The organism is Kitasatospora sp. NPDC002227, assembly GCF_040296285.1.
In the GTDB taxonomy this organism is placed as follows: Bacteria; Actinomycetota; Actinomycetes; order Streptomycetales; family Streptomycetaceae; genus Kitasatospora.
Genome location: NZ_JBEOWY010000019.1, coordinates 101031 through 120205, shown reverse-complemented (window position 1 = coordinate 120205; position 19175 = coordinate 101031). Strand labels below are relative to the sequence as shown.

Annotated in this window: 14 protein-coding genes and 1 pseudogene; 10 read left to right on the top strand and 5 right to left on the bottom strand. The window is 71.7% G+C overall.

Annotation, left to right across the window (positions count from 1 at the left end):
* Positions 1 to 8 precede the first annotated feature (8 nt).
* Together glmS and ABT095_RS19290 are read right to left on the bottom strand one after the other, a co-directional pair.
* Entirely contained in the window at positions 9 to 1835 is a 1827-nt protein-coding gene (gene glmS / locus ABT095_RS19295; RefSeq protein WP_350530649.1) for a glutamine--fructose-6-phosphate transaminase (isomerizing), read from the bottom strand.
* A 54-nt stretch (positions 1836 to 1889) separates the two neighbouring features.
* On the bottom strand, positions 1890 to 2165 hold the full coding sequence (locus ABT095_RS19290) for a hypothetical protein (RefSeq protein WP_350530648.1): 276 nt from the start codon (positions 2163 to 2165) through the stop codon (positions 1890 to 1892).
* A 279-nt stretch (positions 2166 to 2444) separates the two neighbouring features.
* Between ABT095_RS19290 and ABT095_RS19285 the strand changes: the two genes are divergently transcribed.
* From ABT095_RS19285 to ABT095_RS19260, 6 genes are all read left to right on the top strand, one after another.
* Positions 2445 to 3554, top strand: coding sequence for a hypothetical protein (locus ABT095_RS19285; RefSeq protein WP_350530647.1), 1110 nt, complete (start codon positions 2445 to 2447; stop codon positions 3552 to 3554).
* Positions 3555 to 3719: 165 nt separating this feature from the next.
* Positions 3720 to 5150 (top strand): pyridoxal phosphate-dependent decarboxylase family protein, encoded by a 1431-nt coding sequence (locus ABT095_RS19280; RefSeq protein WP_350530646.1) that lies wholly within the window; start codon positions 3720 to 3722, stop codon positions 5148 to 5150.
* Between the two features lie 108 nt (positions 5151 to 5258).
* Positions 5259 to 6623, top strand: a complete 1365-nt coding sequence (locus tag ABT095_RS19275) for a GNAT family N-acetyltransferase (protein ID WP_350530645.1) — start codon at positions 5259 to 5261, stop codon at positions 6621 to 6623.
* A gap of 301 nt (positions 6624 to 6924) precedes the next feature.
* On the top strand, positions 6925 to 8187 hold the full coding sequence (locus ABT095_RS19270; RefSeq protein WP_350530644.1) for a MurT ligase domain-containing protein: 1263 nt from the start codon (positions 6925 to 6927) through the stop codon (positions 8185 to 8187).
* Positions 8188 to 8246: 59 nt separating this feature from the next.
* Complete coding sequence (locus tag ABT095_RS19265) at positions 8247 to 8975, top strand: type 1 glutamine amidotransferase (RefSeq protein ID WP_350530643.1); 729 nt, start codon at positions 8247 to 8249, stop codon at positions 8973 to 8975.
* Between the two features lie 352 nt (positions 8976 to 9327).
* A complete protein-coding gene (locus tag ABT095_RS19260; RefSeq protein WP_350530642.1) occupies positions 9328 to 10353 on the top strand; it encodes a 6-phosphofructokinase in 1026 nt (341 codons plus the stop codon).
* A 166-nt stretch (positions 10354 to 10519) separates the two neighbouring features.
* Here ABT095_RS19260 and ABT095_RS19255 read toward each other — a convergent pair whose 3' ends face one another.
* Positions 10520 to 10981 carry a cupin domain-containing protein gene (locus ABT095_RS19255; RefSeq protein WP_350530641.1) on the bottom strand — a complete coding sequence of 154 codons (462 nt, stop codon included), beginning with the start codon at positions 10979 to 10981 and terminating at the stop codon, positions 10520 to 10522.
* On the bottom strand, positions 10978 to 12891 hold the full coding sequence (gene htpG / locus ABT095_RS19250) for a molecular chaperone HtpG (RefSeq protein ID WP_350530640.1): 1914 nt from the start codon (positions 12889 to 12891) through the stop codon (positions 10978 to 10980). The genes ABT095_RS19255 and htpG overlap by 4 nt, the downstream gene beginning before the upstream one ends.
* 141 nt (positions 12892 to 13032) lie before the next feature.
* Here htpG and ABT095_RS19245 point away from each other — a divergent pair, with 141 nt between their 5' ends.
* Entirely contained in the window at positions 13033 to 14028 is a 996-nt protein-coding gene (locus ABT095_RS19245) for a 2-hydroxyacid dehydrogenase (RefSeq protein WP_350530639.1), read from the top strand.
* A gap of 227 nt (positions 14029 to 14255) precedes the next feature.
* Positions 14256 to 15368 (top strand): alpha/beta hydrolase, encoded by a 1113-nt coding sequence (locus ABT095_RS19240; RefSeq protein WP_350530638.1) that lies wholly within the window; start codon positions 14256 to 14258, stop codon positions 15366 to 15368.
* A gap of 348 nt (positions 15369 to 15716) precedes the next feature.
* On the opposite strand, the gene ABT095_RS19235 is transcribed toward ABT095_RS19240, so the two are convergent.
* On the bottom strand, positions 15717 to 16715 hold the full coding sequence (locus ABT095_RS19235; protein WP_350530637.1) for a LysR family transcriptional regulator: 999 nt from the start codon (positions 16713 to 16715) through the stop codon (positions 15717 to 15719).
* Positions 16716 to 16945: 230 nt separating this feature from the next.
* On the opposite strand from ABT095_RS19235, the pseudogene ABT095_RS19230 reads away from it, so the two are divergent.
* Both ABT095_RS19230 and ABT095_RS19225 read left to right on the top strand, forming a co-directional pair.
* Positions 16946 to 17662: pseudogene (locus ABT095_RS19230) on the top strand (G1 family glutamic endopeptidase).
* Between the two features lie 151 nt (positions 17663 to 17813).
* On the top strand, positions 17814 to 19082 hold the full coding sequence (locus ABT095_RS19225) for a phenylacetate--CoA ligase family protein (protein WP_350530636.1): 1269 nt from the start codon (positions 17814 to 17816) through the stop codon (positions 19080 to 19082).
* Positions 19083 to 19175: the final 93 nt, after the last annotated feature.

Genomic DNA, 19175 nt, shown 5'->3' with positions numbered 1-19175 from the left:
CGTCCGGGCTATTCCACCGTCACACTCTTGGCGAGGTTGCGCGGCTTGTCCACGTCCCGCTCGAGGGCGATGGCGGCGTAGTAGGCGAAGATCTGCAGCGGGACGTTGAGCAGCAGCGGGTCGAGCTCGGGCTCGCTCTTGGGCACCACGATGGCGTGATCGGCCAGCTTGGCCTCGGGGGCGCGGTGGCAGACGGCCAGCACCCGGCCGGAGCGGGCCTTGATCTCGCCGAGGGTGGTGAGGTTCTTGTCGAGCAGCTCGTCGTCCGGCACCAGGGCGACGGTGGGCAGCTCGGGGCTGATCAGCGCGAGCGGGCCGTGCTTGAGCTCGCTGGACGGGTACGCCTCGGCGTGGACGTAGGAGATCTCCTTGAGCTTCTGCGCGCCCTCGCGGGCCACGGGGTAGCCGCGCACCCGGCCGATGAACATCATCCCGGCGCTCTCGGCGTACTCGGCGGCCAGCTTGGCGATCTCCTCCTCCTGGGCCAGGATCTCCCGGATCTGCCCGGGCAGGGCCTTGAGCCCGGCCACGATCCGCTTCCCGTCGGCGGGCGAGAGGTCGTTGATCCGGCCGAAGTGCAGGGCCAGCAGCGCGAAGGCGACCACGGTGGAGGTGAAGGCCTTGGTGGAGGCCACCGAGATCTCCGGCCCGGCGTGCAGGTAGATCCCGCCGTCACACTCCCGCGCGATGGCGCTGCCGACGGTGTTGACCACCCCGAGCACCCGGCCGCCCTTGCGCTTGATCTCCTGCACGGCGGCCAGCGTGTCGTAGGTCTCGCCGGACTGGCTGACCGCCACGTACAGCGTGTCCGCCTCGATCACCGGGTTGCGGTAGCGGAACTCCGAGGCGGGCTCGCTGTGCGCGGGGATGCGGGCCAGCTCCTCGATCAGCTGGGCGCCCATCTCGCCCGCGTAGTACGCGGAGCCGCAGCCGAGGATCTTCACCCGGCGGATCTCGCGCAGCTCGCGCGCGTCCAGGTTGAGCCCGCCGAGGTGGGCGGTGGAGAAGCGCTCGTCCAGGCGGCCGCTCAGGGTGCGCTCGACGGCGCCCGGCTGCTCGTGGATCTCCTTGAGCAGGTAGTGCTGGTACCCGGCGGTGTCGTAGGAGGCGACCTCCCAGTCCACGGTGGAGGGCTGGCGGGTGACGGTGCGGGCGTCCTCGGTGAAGGTGCGGAAGCCGTCGGCGCGCACCACGGCCAGCTCGCCGTCCTCCAGGTGGACCACCTGGCGGGTGTAGCGGACCAGGGCGGCGATGTCGGAGGCGACGAACATCTCCTTCTCGCCGATGCCCAGCACGATCGGGCTGCCGTTGCGGGCCACCACGATCCGGTCCGGCTGGGTGGCGTCGAGCACGGCGATGCCGTACGTCCCGACCACGTGGCCGAGCGCGGCCCGGACGGCCTCCTCCAGCTCGACGCCCTCGCCGGCCCGGGCGGCGATCAGGTGGGCGAGCACCTCGGTGTCGGTCTCGGAGGTGAAGGTGACGCCGTCGGCGGTGAGGCGGGCGCGCAGCTCGTCGGCGTTCTCGATGATGCCGTTGTGCACCACGGCGATCCGGCCGGAGTTGTCGGTGTGCGGGTGCGCGTTGGCGTCGCTCGGCTCACCGTGGGTGGCCCAGCGGGTGTGGCCGATGCCCGTGGTGCCCTTGAAGCGGGCGGGCACGGCGGCGGCGAGGTCGGCGACCCGGCCCTTGACCTTGCAGACCTTCAGCCCGCCGGACTTGCCGCTCACGGCCACGCCGGCCGAGTCGTACCCCCGGTACTCCAGCCGCTGCAGGCCCTCCAGGAGGAAGGTGGTCGCGTCCTTGGGGCCGATGTAGGCCACGATTCCGCACATGGTCAGCTTCTCCTCGCGTCGTTCGACTCTTCTGGCCCGACGGCCGTCAACCGGTCAGCCGTAGACCATCCGGCGGAGCTGACGGGTGGACAGCTCCGGCGCGGCGACCCGGCGGGCGGCGAGTTCGGCGCCGAGCCGGGCGAAGATCTTCTCGTTGGTCAGTCCTCTGGCCTGCAGCTCGCCGTGACGGCGGCGCACGTACTCCTCCGTGGTTTCGGAGAAGTACGCCAACACCTCCGCGACCACTCTGGCCGCCTCGCCCGGACTCAGCACGCTGGTCCGGGTGAGGTGGGCGATCAGGTCTTCATGACGGTGTGGCGAGACAGGCACGGTAGGTGAGCCTAGGCCGCAAGATCGCTGAATCCAAGAATCCTGCCCGAAATCGGGCAGATCTTCAGACATTCAGCCCCGTGCACGGTTGGTCCGTACCGGTATGAGAGTGTGAGCTCCTGGTGACGTGGGGGGCTAGCTCTTCGTTGACCAGGTCGGCGGCCGCTGGGCCGGGCCGACACGTCCCGGATGGCGGCGGGTGAGCGGCGACAATCGACCCGCTGCCGCCAGGATGGGAAAGAAACCTGTCCGGAGCGAGCTGTCGGGGGACACAACCTCATGCAACCGCGAATCTTCGCGATCATCACCGCCCTGCTGCTGGGCGCCCTGGGGCTGGGCGCGGTGGCCGTCACCCAGTGGGCACCCGCCACCACCCCGGCGGCGGCCGCCGGCACTCCCGCAGCCTCCGGCGGTGCCCAGCCCGCCACCCTGGCCGCCTCGCCCACCCCCACCGGGGACCCGGCGGTGTGGACCCGCAGCACCCTGCGGAACAAGATGATGGCCGAGATGGACGCCACCGACCCGGGCGTGGCGCTGGCCGACCTCGACAAGATCACCAAGAAGCTCCCGTACACCGTCCGGTTCTGCCACCCGATCGCGCACGAGCTGGGCCACGCCGCCGTCAAGCGGTACCACGAGGACTTCCAGAAGGTGATCTCCTTCCCGCACGAGACCTGCGCGGCGGGCTACCTGCACGGCGCGGTCGAGGAGATGCTCAACGCCTCCAAGCAGCCCGAGGTCGACCTGCTCAAGCTCTGCGCCCCCGCCAACACCGGCCCCTGCATCCACGGGGTCGGCCACGGCACGATGTTCGTCGCCAAGCAGGACGTCGCCGAGGCCCGCAAGCTGTGCAGCGAGTTCCCCGGCGACAGCAAGAAGGTCACCTGTTCCGAAGGCCTGTTCATGCAGCTCTTCGGCCCCGACGAGGAGGACGAGAAGGCCAAGGCCAACCTCCCCGCCGACAAGCTCGCCAAGGAGCCGCTCTACCCCTGCCCGGAGCAGCCGGGACTGTTCCAGTCGGCCTGCTACTTCTACGCGCCGACCTACTACCTGAGCTCGCACGACTACCCCAACCACCCCGAGGTCTTCGCCGCCGCCCTCCAGTGGTGCCTGAACGGCAAGTCCACCGGCGGTGACATCGACTGCAGCCGGGGCGTCGGCTCGCGCACCATGAAGTACAACCTCGACCGCGTGAACTGGGCCGCCGACCAGTGCGCCACCGGCGTCGACGCCGCCCACCGCCGTGCCTGCACCCAGGGCCTCTACAGCTACTACACCGTCAACTACACCGAGGCCGGCGCCGGCGCCCGCCTCTGCTCCCAGCTCACCAACAAGGAGATCGCCGGCTACTGCCGCAGCGCCGGCGGCCTGGCCAACACTCTGGACTGAGAGTCGCACCACCGCCAGGGGCGCGGGGCTGTGCTTGATCAACAGCGTGCGCGACCGACCCACCACTCAGGTAGACGGTCGCGCGATCGGTTCCCCCGCCCTTGCTGCGGTTTCTGTACGTGGACACCATCGTGGCGGCCGCCGCCCGTCCCCTACAGTGCCCTCATGAGCGACGACTTCCGCAAAGCCGCCCACCAGGCCGCCGACCTGGTCTCCGACTACCTCGAAGCCGTCCCCACCCGCCCGGTCTGGCAGCCCACGGCCCCGGCCGACCGCGCGGCGCTGCTCGACCGCCCCCTGCCGGAGACCGGCACCCCCCTCGCCGAGCTGCTCGGCACCGTCGGCCGCGAGATCCTCACCGCCCCCATGGGCAACGGGCACCCCGCCTTCTTCGGCTGGGTCAACTCCGCCCCCGCCCCGGCGGGGGTACTGGCCACGCTGGCGGCCGCCGCGATGAACCCGAGCAGTGCGGGCGGCGACCACGCCGACGTCCACCTGGAGCGGGCGGTGGTGCGCTGGATCGCCGAGCTGGTCGGCTACCCGCACACCCCCGGCGGCGGCATCCTCACCTCCGGCACCTCGATGGCCACCGTGCTGTGCCTGACCGCCGCCCGGGGCCGCGCCGCCGCCCGCCTGGGCCACGACCTGCGCGCCGACGGCCTCGCCGGCCTCCCGCCGTTCACCGCCTACGCCACCGCCGAGACCCACTCCTGCGTCCGCAAGGCCGTCGAACTGCTCGGCCTCGGCAGCCGCTACCTGCGTACCGTGCCCACCACCCCGGACGGCCTGCTCGACCCCGCCGCCCTGGCCGAGGCCGTCCGGGCGGACCGCGCGGCCGGCCTGCACCCCTTCCTGGTCGTCGCCTCGGCCGGCACCGTCGGCACCGGCGCCGTCGACGCCTTCGACCCGCTGGCCGACCTCTGCGCCGCCGAGGGCCTCTGGCTGCACGTGGACGGCGCGTACGGCGCCTTCGGCGTGCTGGACCCGGCCGTCGCCGGGCAGTACGCGGGCATGGGGCGCGCCGACTCGCTCGCACTGGACCCGCACAAGTGGCTCGGTGTCCCGGTCGACTGCGGCTGCGCGCTGGTCCAGGACCCGGCGGCGCTGCGCGACGCCTTCAGCCTGGTGCCCTCCTACCTGCGGGACGAGGCGGCGGGCGAGCTCGGCTGGTTCTCCGAGTACGGCATGGAGCAGACCCGCCCGTTCCGTGCTCTCAAGGTCTGGGCGACCGTCGCCCACCGCGGCCGCCAGGGCATCGCCGAGGACATCGCCCGCTGCACCGCCCTGGCCCGCCGCCTCGGCGAGCTGGTCGAGGCCGAGCCCGCCCTCGAACTGCTCGCCCCCGTCCGCACCTCGATCGTCGCCTTCCGCGCCCGCGCGGCCGACGAGCGGGCGGCCGACGCGCTCAACCGGGCGCTGCCCCCGGCCGTCCAGCTGCGCGGAAACACCTTCGTCACCGGAGCCGTGTTCGAGGGGCGGGAGATGCTCCGCGCCTGTCTGCTCAATCCGGCCACCACCGAGGCCGACCTCGAGCTGCTGGTGACCGAAGTCCTGGCGGCCAGAGCCGATCTGATGGAGCGTCCAGTCGAATCCTGACGGTCACCGGGAGTTCACCGGGAATCGTTCGGAAGCCAACCGGAGACATTTACCGACAGGTCACGGGGGATTCGTGATCGTGAAACACCGGAGCGCAAACATGCTCCTATGGACAGACTTCCCGAGCCTCGCCCCGCCGCCCTCTCCCGCGCCCAGCGGCGCCGCCTCCGGGCGCACCGCTGGCGGCACTCCACCACCGAGCTGGCCGCGGTGTTCCTCGCCGTCGCCACCGCCGACCTGGTGGCCAACATCGTCGTGCACGGCCACGACGGCCCGGTGCTGCTGGCCGTCTCGGCCCTCGCCCTGCTCGCCACCGCCCTCTTCCACGCCTGGTGGGCGCACCGGCGCCCGCACGATCCGCCGGGCCACGAGCCGACCGCGCCACCCGGGGCGGCCGAGGTGACGGGCCCCCTGCACGACTGGACCGAGACGGCGCTGTGGCGGCTGCGCGCCACCGTCACCGACAGTCCGGGCAGCCTGGCCCGGATCTGCGCGGCGCTGGCCGGGCACGAGGTCAACATCATCTCCCTCCAGGCCCACCCGCTGGCCGAGGGCACCGTGGACGAGTTCCTGCTGCGCGCCCCGCTCTCCCTCTCCCGGGCCGGCCTCACCCACCTGGTCGCCACCGCCGGCGGCCGGGACATCTGGACCGACCCGGCCGACGCCCACGACCTGGTGGACGAACCGACCCACGTGCTCGCGCTGGCCACTCGCACCGCCCTGGACGCCGCCGAGCTGCCGGTCGCCCTGCGGCGGCTGTTCGGCCGCTGCACCATCCGCAGCTACCCGGGCAGCGCCGCGAAGGCCGCCGCGGCGGTGGACGGGCACGTGATGCGGCTGCCGGCCCCCTCCGGGGACCTGCTCGAACTCACCCGCGCCCACCTGCCCTTCACCCCGACCGAGTTCGCCCGGGCCCAGGCGCTGGTCGAGCTGGACGCCCTGCTGGGGCCGCGCGTCCCCAACCTCGAGGCCCGACTCCAGCTGCCGGCCGGGGCCGACCTCACCGTCCGCCGCGCCGACCCCGCGGACCGGGCGGCCGCCCTCGCGATGCACCGGCGCTGCTCCCCCGAGGCGCTGCGCAAGCGCTACCACGGCCCGGTCGGCGACGCCGACCGCTACCTCGACCACCTGCTCGACCCCCGCCACGGCCAGACCCTCGCCGTCGAGACCACGGACGGCCGGATCGTCGCCCTGGCCCACCTGATGTGGGACGAGGACAGCGCCGAGATCGCCCTCCTGGTCGAGGACGCCTGGCAGCGGCGCGGCCTCGGCCTCGACCTCCTCCAGCGCACCGCCGCCCTCGCCCTCGAGGCCGGCTCCCCCACCGTCTACGCCGTCACCCACTCCTCCAACACCGCCCTCATCGCCGCCATGCGACGGCTCGGCGCCCCCTTGGACTACCAGGTCGACGGCGCCACCCTGGTCATCACCGCCCACCTGACGGAGGCGGCCCTGCCCTCACCTTGGCGCTGAGCAGCAACCCCGGGGGCGCGGGGAACGGCGCGGCCGACCATGCACTCCTCTGAAGCTCTCCCGAGCGAGCCACTTGCACTGTCCAGGGGCGCGAGGAACTGCGCGAAGTCGGAAGGCGACAGGCCGTGCATGGTCGGCCGCGCAGTTCCTCGCGCCCCTGAAGGTGCAACCTCGGGCAGTGCACATGTTGGGGCGATCACGGTCCTTCAGCCCGGAGTAGGTAGGCTGGCCCCGTCCCCGCCGCTCGGCGCCCCTCCAACGGCCGCCCGGGCGGTGCCGCTGCAAGGAGGAACCACTGAGCATGCCAGGCACCGATTCGGAAGCCGCAGCCGTACGCGACGCCTCGCTGCCCGCCCGCGCCAAGCTCGCCGTGACGGCCGGCCGGATGGCCGCCGCCCTCTCGCAGAAGGCCGGCCGGGGCAGCGGTTCGGTGATCGGCGGCAAGGTCGCCCTCAAGCTCGACCCCGACCTGCTCGCCACCCTGGCCGAGCACCTCGACGTCGTCCTGGTCAGCGCCACCAACGGCAAGACCACCACCACCCGCCTGATCGCGGAGGCGCTCCGCGCCGCCGGCCCGGTGGTCTCCAACGCGCTGGGCGCCAACATGCCGGCCGGCATCACCGCCGCCCTGGCCGGCGGCTCCGAGGCCCGCTTCGGCGTCATCGAGGTGGACGAGAAGTACCTCGCCGGGGTCGCCCGCGACACCCGCCCGAAGGCCATAGCGCTGCTGAACCTCTCGCGCGACCAGCTCGACCGCGCCGCCGAGACCCGCATGATGGCCGAGAAGTGGCGCGAGGGCCTCAAGGACACCGAGGCCGTGATCATCGCCAACGCGGACGACCCGCTGGTGACCTGGGCCGCCTCCTCCTGCCGCAAGGTGGTCTGGGTGGCCGCCGGCCAGGCCTGGAAGGAGGACGCCTGGTCCTGCCCGTCCTGCGGCGGTGTGATGCAGCGTCCGGGCGACGACTGGTTCTGCCAGGACTGCGGCTTCCGCCGTCCGCAGCCGCACTGGGCGCTCCAGGGCACCCACGTGATCGACCCGCAGCGCGGCGCCTGGCCGATCCAGCTCCAGCTGCCGGGCCGGGCCAATCTGGCCAACGCCACCAGCTCGGCCGCCGTGGCCGCCGTCTTCGGCGTCGCCCCGCAGGTCGCCCTGCAGCGCATGCAGTCGGTGACCGCCGTGGCCGGCCGCTACGACGTGGTCTCCTACCTGGGCCGCGACGTCCGCCTGCTGCTCGCCAAGAACCCGGCCGGCTGGCTGGAGACCTTCTCGCTGATCGACGGCCCGCCGGCGCCGGTGGTGCTCTCGGTCAACGCGCTGGACGCGGACGGCACCGACACCTCCTGGCTCTGGGACGTGGACTACGAGCGCCTCGCCGGCCACCCGGTCTTCGTGATGGGCCAGCGCAAGCTGGACCTCGCGGTGCGCCTGGAGGTCGCCGGGCTGCAGTTCCAGGTGGTCGACACCTTGGAGCAGGCGGTCCAGATGGCGCCGCCCGGCCGGATCGAGGCGATCGCCAACTACACCGCCTTCCAGCAGCTCCGCAAGGCGGTGGCCAACTGATGTCGTACCCGCCCCAGCAGCCCCACCCGCAAGAGCAGCAGTACGGAAGGCCTTCCAGGATGAGCGAGAGCGCACTGCGCTTGGTGTGGGTCTACCCGGACCTGCTCAGCACCTACGGTGACCGGGGCAACGCCCTGGTCGTCGAGCGCCGGGCCCGCCAGCGCGGCATCGGCGTGCAGCGGATCGACGTCCGCTCCGACCAGGCGGTGCCCACCAGCGGTGACATCTACCTGATCGGCGGCGGCGAGGACCGCCCGCAGCGGCTGGCCGCCGAGCGGCTGCGCGCCGACGCGGGCCTGGTCCGGGCCGCCGAGAACGGTGCGATCATCTTCTCGGTCTGCGCCGGGTACCAGATCCTGGGCCACGAGTTCATCAACGACCTCGGCCAGCGCGAGCCGGGCCTGGGCCTGCTCGACGTGTGGACCACCCGCGGCGAGGGCGCCCGCTGCGTCGGCGACGTGCTCGCCGACACCGACCCCCGGCTCTCCCTCCCGCAGCTGACGGGCTTCGAGAACCACCAGGGCGTCACCCACCTCGGCCAGGGCGTCTCGCCGATGGCCACCGTGCAGGTCGGCCGGGGCAACGGCACCGGCGACGGCACCGAGGGTGCCTGGCGCGACACCGTCTTCGGCACCTACCTGCACGGCCCCGTGATGGCCCGCAACCCCGGGGTCGCGGACATGCTCATCAAGCTGGCACTGGACGTCAACGCCCTGCCGCCGGCCGACACCACCTGGTACGACGCTCTGCGCGCCGAGCGCATCGCCGCCACCAAGCAGCCCGCGTAGCGCGGGAGTTGACGGGCCCGTACGCCACGGCACCGGCTGACCTGACCGCATGGCGGGCAGTCGGTGCCAAAGGCCGGGCCTTCATTAGACAATAGAGTCAGCGTTCGGACGCACACCCTCCTCGGCGTCCGTTCCCTACAGCTGCGCGGGCTCGTCGACGAAGCCGCTCCCGCGTCGGCGCCCGTCCGGCCGGACGCGGTCGCCGTATGCTGTGCTCTATATGGCCCGTTTTGGTCGCTTTATGTCCGATTCGAGCCTGCCTTTAGGTGGAGACACCAAGGTGGAGGTCCGGCCGTACCGGTTCATCCCCCGGCGTCGCAGCCGGGGGTGCCCCCAGGGGAGTTGCAAAGCGATGCGTATTGGTGTGCTGACCAGCGGCGGTGACTGCCCCGGACTGAACGCCGTGATCCGTTCCGTGGTCCACCGGGGGGTGGTCGACCACGGCGACGAGATCATCGGTTTCCAGGACGGTTGGCGAGGTCTGCTGGAGGGGGTCCACCGGCCCCTGACCCTCGATTCCGTGAGCGGCATCCTGGCCCAGGGCGGCACCATCCTCGGTTCCTCGCGAGTTCAGCCCAGCCACCTGCGGGACGGTGTCGAGCGCGCCAAGCAGTACTGCCAGGACCTGGGTATCGACGCCGTCATTCCGATCGGCGGCGAGGGGACCCTCAAGGCCGCCAAGCTGATGAGCGACGCGGGCCTGCCCGTGGTCGGCGTCCCGAAGACCATCGACAACGACATCGCCTGCACCGACGTCACCTTCGGCTTCGACACCGCCGTCTCGGTCGCCACCGAGGCACTGGACCGGCTGAAGACCACCGCGGAGTCCCACCAGCGCGTGATGGTGGTCGAGTTGATGGGCCGTCACACCGGCTGGATCGCCCTGCACGCGGGCATGGCCGCCGGTGCCCACGCGATCGTGGTGCCCGAGCGCCCCTTCCACATCGAGAAGCTCACCGACGTCGTCCGCGAGCGCTTCGACCGCAAGAAGAAGTTCGCCATCGTGGTCTGCGCCGAGGGCGCCAAGCCCGAGCCCGGCACCATGCACTGGGAGGAGGGCGTCAAGGACATCTACGGCCACGAGCGCTTCACCGGTGTCGCCAACCAGCTCTCCGCCGAGCTGGAGCACCGCCTGGGCAAGGAGGCCAAGCCGGTCATCCTCGGCCACACCCAGCGCGGCGGCACCCCGACCGCGTACGACCGCGTCCTGGCCACCCGCTTCGGCTGGCACGCCGTCGAGGCCGCCCACAAGGGCGCCTTCGGCCACATCACGGCCCTCCAGGGCACCCAGATCAACCTGGTCCCCCTCGCCGAGGCCGTCGCCGACCTGAAGACCGTCCCCGCCGAGCGCTACGCCGAGGCCGAGACCGTCATCTGACCTGCTGAGATGGGGCCACCGCACCAGCGGTGGCCCCGTCGGTCGTTCACCACCGGTACGCGGGGCAGCGGGCCCGGCGGCCGGCCAGCCGGTTCGCCACCCTGCCGGACGCCGCCGGCACGACGGCCACCCACCCGCCCGGTGCCGGGTGGGTGGCGCGCCGCTGTCAGCCCGCCGACAGCCGTCCGCCGCAGCGGCTGCAGTAGGCGGGGGCCGCGCCCTCGGGCACGGCGCCGCACCCCGGGCAGAGCTGCGCCGTGCGTACGCCGCCGACCGCCATGCCCGGCCGGCGCCGGTGGGCGGTCAGGTAGACCAGCCCCTCCGACCCGGCCCGCAGGCTGCGCCGGGAGCCGCGTGGCAGCCACGCCAGGGCCCCGGCCCCGAGCTCCAGGGCCTGCGGCCCGTCGAGCAGGGTGCCGCCGCCCGCGACCACGAGCAGCAGCACGTCCAGGTCGTTCTCCCGGTGCTCCCCCACCACGGCCCCGGCCGGCAGCCGGACCAGGTTGGCGTCCAGCTGCCGCTCCGGCTCGCCGAGCCGCCACAGCGCGCCGCGCCCCTGCGGCCCGGCCGCGGCCACCCGCTCGGCGAGATCCGCGAGCAGCCGCGCCTTCGGGCCGGGGTCCGTCACAGGGTGCGGGCGAGGCGGTCGGTCAGCAGGCGGGTGAAGCGGGCCGGGTCGGCCAGGTCGCCGCCCTCGGCGAGCAGCGCGCTGCCGTGGACCAGTTCGGCGATGTCCCCCAGCGCCGGGGCCTCGGGCTCCGCCCGGTGGGCCTGGTGCAGGGCGACGACGAGCGGGTGGGTGGGGTTGAGCTCGAGGATCCGCTTGACCGGGGGGAGCTCCTGGCCCATCGCCCGGTACATCTTCTCCAGGGTGGGCGTCAGGTCGTTGGCGTCGCCGACCAGGCAGGCCGCCGAGGTGGTGAGCCGGGTGGAGAGGCGGACCTCCTTGACCTGCTCGGCCAGGGTCGTCCCGAGCCAGCCGAGGAGGCCCGCGAAGTCCTGCTCGCGCTGCGCCTTCTCCGCCTTCGCCTCCTCGCTGCCGTCGGCCTCGCCCTCGAGGTCGACCTGGCCCTTGGCGATGGACTGGAAGCGGTGGCCGTCGAAGGCGGGGATCTGGTCGGTCCAGACCTCGTCGACGGGGTCGGTGAGGATCAGCACCTCGTAGCCCTTGGCGGTGACGGCCTCCATGTGCGGGGAGTTCTCCACCGTCTGGCGGTTCTCACCGGTCAGGTAGTAGACGGTGTCCTGGCCGTCCTTCATCCGCTCCACGTACTCGCGCAGCGTGGTGGTCTTCTCCGGGTCGTGGGTCGAGTCCGCCGAGACCAGCTCGAGCAGGGCGTCGGTGTTGTCCCGGTCCTCGAGCAGGCCCTCCTTGATCACCCGGCCGAACTGCTCCCACAGCTTGGCGTAACCGTCGGCGTCCGTGGCCCGCATGCTCTTGAGCGCGGCCAGCACCTTCTTGACGAGCCGTCGGCGCACCGCGGTGATCTGGCGATCGTGCTGCAGGATCTCGCGCGAGACGTTCAGCGACAGGTCGTGGGCGTCCACCACTCCCTTGACGAACCGCAGGTAGTTCGGCATCAGCGCTTCGCAGTCGTCCATGATGAACACCCGCTTGACGTACAGCTGCACGCCCCGCTTGGTGTCCCGCGAGAACAGGTCGAACGGCGCGTGGGCGGGCAGGAACAGCAGCGCCTCGTACTCGAAGGTGCCCTCGGCGCGCATGTGGATGGTCTGCGCGGGTGCCTGCCAGTCGTGGCTGATCTGCTGGTAGAACTCGTGGTACTCGGCCTCGGTGACCTCACTGCGCGGGCGGGCCCACAGTGCCTTCATCGAGTTCAGCGTCTCCGGCTCGGGCGCGGCGCCGTCCTCCGTGGCCGCTTCGGCGGCCATCCGGATGGGCCAGCGGATGAAGTCCGAGTACTGCTTGACGATCTGGCGGATCTTCCAGCCGGCCAGGTAGTCACCCAGACCGTCCTCACCGTCGGCCGGCTTCAGGTGCAGCGTGACCGAGGTGCCCACCGGCAGGCCGTCGGCCTGCGCGACGGTGTAGCTGCCCTCGCCGTCGGACTCCCAGGCGGTGCCCTCCTCCGTCCCGGCCCGGCGGGTCCGCAGGGTGACCTTGTCGGCGACCATGAACGCCGAGTAGAACCCGACGCCGAACTGACCGATCAGGCTCTGCGCCGCCTCCGCGTCCTTGGCCTCCTTGATCTTGGCCAGCAGACTGGCGGTGCCGGACTTGGCGATGGTCCCGATCAGGTCGACGACCTCCTCGCGGGTCATGCCGATGCCGTTGTCCCGCACCGTCAGGGTCCGGGCCTCGCTGTCGGTCTCCAGCGTGATCTGCAGCTCCGAGGAGTCGACCGCGAGGCCCGGGTCGGTGAGGGATTCGAGGCGGAGCTTGTCGAGGGCGTCGGAGGCGTTGGAGATCAGCTCGCGCAGGAAGATGTCCTTGTTCGAGTAGATCGAGTGGATCACCAGCTGCAGCAGCTGGCGGGTCTCCGCCTGGAACTCCAGCGTCTCGGTCGGGCCGGCCATGGGAGGAGTCTCCTTCTGGTACTAGTCGTGGAACGAGGATCGGTCCGGGCTGCCTGAACCTCTGTCAGTGCCCGGACGACAGCGTAGACGGTCCGGCGAGCCGCACCCCGACGGACGAGCGGCCGTCGGTAGCTTGACGGCATGGAGATCCTCGCCTACGGCGTCCAGCGGGACGAACAGCCCATCCTGGAGCGTGCTTTCGCGGGCAGGCACCCGCTGCGCTGCCTGCCGGTCTTCCTCGACCGCGACACCGCCCCGCTCGCCGCCGGCTACCCGGCGGTCAGCAGCAGCGTCAATGCCGAACTCGACGCCCAGACCCTGACCGTCCTCGCGGCTGGCGGCACCAAGCTGATCGCCCAGCGCTCAACCGGCTTCAACAACATCGACCTGGCGGCCGCCGAGAAGCTCGGCATCGCCGTCTACCGGGTCTCCTACTACTCCCCGTACGCGGTCGCCGAGCATGCCTGGACGCTCGCGCTGGCCGTCAACCGGCGTCTGGCCCGGGCGGCCAACCGATCCCGCGAGTTCGACTTCCGCCTCGACGGCCTGCTCGGCCGGGACATCCACGGCATGACCGTCGGCGTGATCGGCACCGGCAAGATCGGCGAGTGCTTCGCCCGCATCGCCCACGGCTTCGGCACCACCCTGCTCGGCTGGGACATCGCCGAGAACCCCGCCTGCCTCGACCTCGGCATGACCTATGTGGACCGCACCGAACTCCTCGCCCGCGCCGACATCGTCAGCCTGCATGTGCCCCTGCTGCCCGCCACTCACCACCTCATCAACACCGCCGCCCTGGCCGCCATGAAGCCCGACGCCATCCTGGTCAACTCCAGCCGCGGCGGCCTGGTCGACGCCACCGCCCTGGTCGAGACGCTCCGCTCCGGCCGCCTGGCCGGTGTCGGCCTCGACGTCTACGAGGAGGAGACCGGCGTCTTCTTCACCGACCGCTCCGTCGAGGGCATCCCCGACGACACCCTGGCCCGCCTGGTCACCTTCCCCCAGGTCGTCGTCACCTCCCACCAGGCCTACTTCACCCACACCGCCGTCACCCAGATCATCGACACCACGGCCCGCAACATCGACGACTACGCCGCCGGCCGCACCACCGAGAACACCCTCGTCCCCAAGCCCTGACCCGGGCGTGTCCGGCCAACGGCTCTGTCCCGCCGCCGGACCGGCTCCGGCCGACCGACCGGCCCGGCTGCTGACCAGCACCTCGGCAGGCCATCGGCAGTACCGGTCACATATGGCCGCCTGCTGGCCTGGCCGCCGATTCGGCCGGGCTGACAGTCTGATCGGCGCGCGCCGCAGTTCCTGGCGCGCCGGTCATTCAGTCGCGTCCAGCCGTAAAGGATTCCGCCTTGAGTACGTCGAAGAAGCCACTCCGCTGGGTCCGGGCCACGCTCGCCGCCGCGGTCACCGCCCTGACCCTGACGGTGGCCCCCGCCGCGCACGCCGACACCCCGGGCCAGCCGCCGCTGCCCGACGGGTTCGGCCTGACCAAGGTCGCCACGGACCCGGCGATCGTGGCGGCCAACACCCCCACCAACTTCGTGATCACGGTGACCACCCCGCAGGTCGCGGGCACCCACCACATCCGGATCATGCTGCCGGCCGACTACTACACCAACACCACCAAGCACTACCCGGTGCTGTACTTCCTGCACGGCACCGGCGACGACCCGGCCAACGCGAGCCTGGCCTGGCCGGCCCTGCGGGACGCCTCGGCCCGCTCCTCGATGATCACCGTGGAGCCGGACGGCGGCCTGCGCGGCTGGTACGCCAACTGGCTGAACCAGAACACCGCCGCCGGGGCACAGAACTGGGAGACCTTCCACCTCGGCCAGGTGATCCCGTTCATCGACGCGGACCTGCGCACCATCCCGGACAAGGCGCACCGGGCCATCGCCGGCCTGTCGATGGGCGGTTTCGGCGCGATGCACTACGCCGAGGACCGTCCCGACCTGTTCAGCCAGGTGGCCTCTCTCTCCGGCGCGATCGACCTCGGCCGGGACTCGATGGACGTGCGGATGGCCGCCGTGGGCACCCTCACCAACGGGGCCGGTGTGCTCTGCGGTTCCTCGACGAACCCGAGTTGCCCCGGCGGCTTCGGTCCGACGGTGGACTCGGACGCGCTGTTCGGCACCCCGTACCCGTTCTCGATCTTCTACCCGTTCAGTGACGTGCTGTGGAACGCCGCCGACCCGTCCACCCACCTGTCGAAGCTGACCGGCATGGGGATCTCCCTCTACGTCGGCAACGGCAACGGCAACCCCGCCGACGAGGAGTTCTGGGCCGAGTCCGCCACCACCCACGTCAAGACCAACCTCGATGCGCTCGGCATGCCCTCGCACTACGTCGACTACGGCAACGGTGCCGGATGGGGCACCTGCGCCGGCCACCACGACGCCCCGTGCTGGGCGGCCGACATGGTCGACTTCGTCCCGCGCCTGGAGGCGGCGTTCGGGGCCTGATTCGCCCGCAGCAGCACGGGAACCCCGCTGCCCGGGCGGCGGCAGCGGTACGCGGCCGATCCGGAGTTCCGCCGGAGGGTACTGGACTCGTGTGGTCGCCGGCAGCGGGCGAACCGGTATCCGAAGCGCTGAAGGACCACCGTGGGACGTCCCACGGTGGTCCTTTCGGCCTCTCGGGGCGTCAGGCTGCTCGGATCACGTGGACGTTCAGGAAGAACGGTCCGCCGATCTCGGCAGCGTTCAGGTGGCCGGACAGAGCCCCGCCCCCGTCCAGGCCCTACGAAGACGACGACGGCGTCCTTGATCCCGGCGGTGCCCGCTCCCGCTGGTTCGGCCAAGGTCCCCGCGTCAGCGGGTGGGCAGGTGTGCCCGGGACGGGAGGGTGAGGATCGCCTCCCGGCCGCGGCCGGCCAGCCAGTCGGCGTAGTGGGGGCGGTCGTCGGCGAGGTCGAAGTACTGCTTGAGCAGCCGCTCGGCGATCTCACCACCGAGGGCGGCGACTTCGGAGCCTCGGCGCCAGCCGAGCATGATCTGACGGCAGTGCGGGGTGCCGGCGATCGGGCGGACGGTGACACCCGGGCCCGGGCGGCCGGTGGCGTAGAGGCCGCCGACGGCCTGGCCGGCGGAGATGAGGGCGGCGGCCGCGGAGGAGTCGTTGGCCGCATGCCGGATGCGCGGGGTGAACCCGGCCGAGGCGCAGACGATGCGCAGCCGGGCGTAGAGGCCGGTGTCGTCGGGGGTCATCATGACCCAGTCGTCCTCGGCCAGGTCGGCGAGGCCGATCTCGCTCTGGCCCGCCGCCGGATGGGTCTCGGCCACCATCGCGAAGATCGGCTCGGCGGCGATGATGACGTGCAGGTCGATGTTCTCGGGGGCCCGCACCTCGAAGCCGGGGAACTCGTGCACGACCACGACGTCGAGCGCGCCGGCCGACAACCGCTCCAGCAGGGTGCCGACCATCGGCTCCATGACGGTGGGGATGTCCCGTCCGGGCAGCAGCCCGCGCAGCACGTCCACCAGGATCGGCACGAACGGCCCCGCCACCCCGCCCACCCGGAGCGCCCCGACCGGCTGGTCGTCCTTGGCCAGGGCGCGCACCGTCGTCTCGAACTCGCCGATGTCGGCGAGGAGTTCCCGCGCCCGGCTCACCGCGTACCGGCCGACCTCGGTCGGGGTGATCCCGTCGTGCCGGCGGTGGAACAGACTGCTGCCCAAGGCCAGTTCGATGCGGTGCAGCTGGGTCGTGAGCGCCGGCTGGGTGACCCGGAGCAGCTGAGCCGCCCGGCGGATGCTACCGGCGTCCGCGACGGCGACCAGGACCTCCAGGTGGTGAAAGCCCAGTCTCATACGCTCAGATGGTACCGAGCTTGACTGTACACCTCCAGATCTCTCCCGCAGGTTCCCGCCCGCCGCCAGGTTTCTGACGGTACGACAGGTGACGTCCCCCCGATAACACCGGAGCTATCACCACCTGGCATCTGCTCCGGCCGCACCCCGCCGGAGCAGACTTCGGCATACCCCCGGCCGGGTCCACCCCCCTCACCATCCGGTGCCCCATCACCACCTGGAGAAAAGCCATGAGCTCCCGCCCCCGCACGCTCGCCCTGCTCGTGACCACCGCCGTCGGCCTGGCGACGGCCCTGAGCGCGACGACCCCGGCCACCGCCGCCGCAACTCACCCCACCCACTCCCGCATGCACGCGGACAACATCTGGGGCGGCTACATCACCTACGGCTCCACCTACTCGACGATATCGGGGACATGGAACATCCCGGCGATCGACTGCACCAACAACCGCGGCATCGCCTCCCCGTGGGTCGGCTTCGACGGGTGGGACAGCGACACCGTCGAGCAGATCGGCATCGACTTCGACTGCTCGACCGGCAAGCCCCAGTACAACACCTGGGTCGAGATGTACCCGCAGGACAGCATCTAGTTCACCGAGCCCGTGCAGGCCGGCGACTCCATGACCGGCACCGTCGTCGACAACGGCGGGCACAACTACACGCTGACCCTGAGCGACAGCACCAAGGGCTGGACGAAGACCTTCCAGAAGTACCTGGCCACCGCGACCTCGGTGAACGCCGAGGCCATCATGGAGCCGATCGGCTCGGACTCCGTGCCGACCCTGGCGAAGTTCGGCCCCCTGCAGTTCACCGGCGTCACCGTCGACGGCCGCCCGATCGGCAGCTACCCCACCCACCAGTCCACCGTCACCCGGCGCACGACCACCCTGGCCACCACCGGCGCGCTCAACGGCGACTCCTTCTCCGTCACCTGGCGCCACGCCTGACCGACCCGGTCACCCCGTCTCCCGTGCCGCCGCCCGGTCGGCCGGCACGGGTCCGGACAATGTTCCCTGACGATCGGTCACAGGTCATCGGGCCGACACCCGGGCGGCGATACGATGACCTTTTTGCCGGTGCGGGGAAGTTGGAACACACATGAATGACCAGACGATCACCGAACTCGTGCGGTACGTCCGCGAACACTCGCCGTTCTACCGCGAGCTCTACGCCGATCTGCCCGATGGGGCAGCGAGCCTGACCGACCTTCCGCTGATCGATCACACGGCATTCTGGGACGCCCACGGGATATCGGACAGCCGGCTGTTGACCGGCCCGCAGACCGACGGAATCGTGATCAAGACCGGTGGCACCACCGGCGCCCCCCGTGTCTCGGTGTACACCCGCGCCGAATGGCGTCTGATGGCCCGTGCCTTCGGCGCGGGGCTGCCGGCGGCCGGGCTGCGCCACGGTGACCGGGTGGCCAACCTGTTCTACGCCGGCGAGTTGTACTCCAGCTTCATCTTCACGCTGAACCTCCTGCAGGAGGCGCCGGTCGACACCGTGCAGCTGCCGATCGGCGGCGCCGCGCCGCTGGACTACGTGATCGGCGCGCTGCAGGACTTCTCCGCCACCGTGCTGACCGCGCTCCCCACCTCGCTCTGCCGCCTGGCCCGGGAGGTCATCGCCACCGTCGGCACGCTGCCCGACGTCCGGCTGATCCTGTTCAGCGGCGAGGCCTTCTACGGGGACCAACTCGACCTGCTGGCCCGGGCGTTCCCTACCGCCGAGGTGCGCTCGATCGGGTACGCCAGCGTGGACGCCGGCATCCTGGCCGGCCCGGTCGCGGGCGAGCCGGACAGCCGGGTCCACGAGGTCTTCACCTCGGTCAAGGTCGTGGAGCTGCTCGACCCCGAGACCGGCGAGCCGATCGAGGAGCCCGGCCGCGCGGGCCGACTGGTCGCCACCGACCTGACGCGCCGTCTGATGCCGGTGATCCGCTACCCCGTGGGCGACGTCGCCGAGTGGGTGGACTTCCCCCGGCGGCGCTTCCGGCTGCTCGGCCGCACCGAGGAGGGCGCCCGGGTCGGCCCGGTCACCGTCTACCTCCAGGACCTGCGCGCGCTGGTCGAAGGCGCGGACGAGCACGGGCTGGTCGCCGAGGTGCAGGTGGTGCTGCGCCACCGGGACGAGCGGGACGAGCTGGTGCTGCGCCTGGCCCGCAACTCGGCCGCCTCCGAGGCGGCCCGGACCGCCCTGACGGCAGCCCTCGCCGGCCAACTCGCCGAGACCCGGCCGATGTTCGCCGACCACGCCGAGCGCGGCCTGATCCACCCGCTGGCGGTCGAGTGGGTGGAGCCCGACGCCCTTGCGTACAACCCGCGCTCCGGCAAGCTGGTCCGGCTGATCGACGAGCGGATGGGCTGAGATACGCCGTCGAGCGGGGGCCGGTGCCGGTGTCAACGGTGACGCGCACAGCGGGAGTTACGTCACCCTCAAGTCCGGCCAGGACTACAGCAC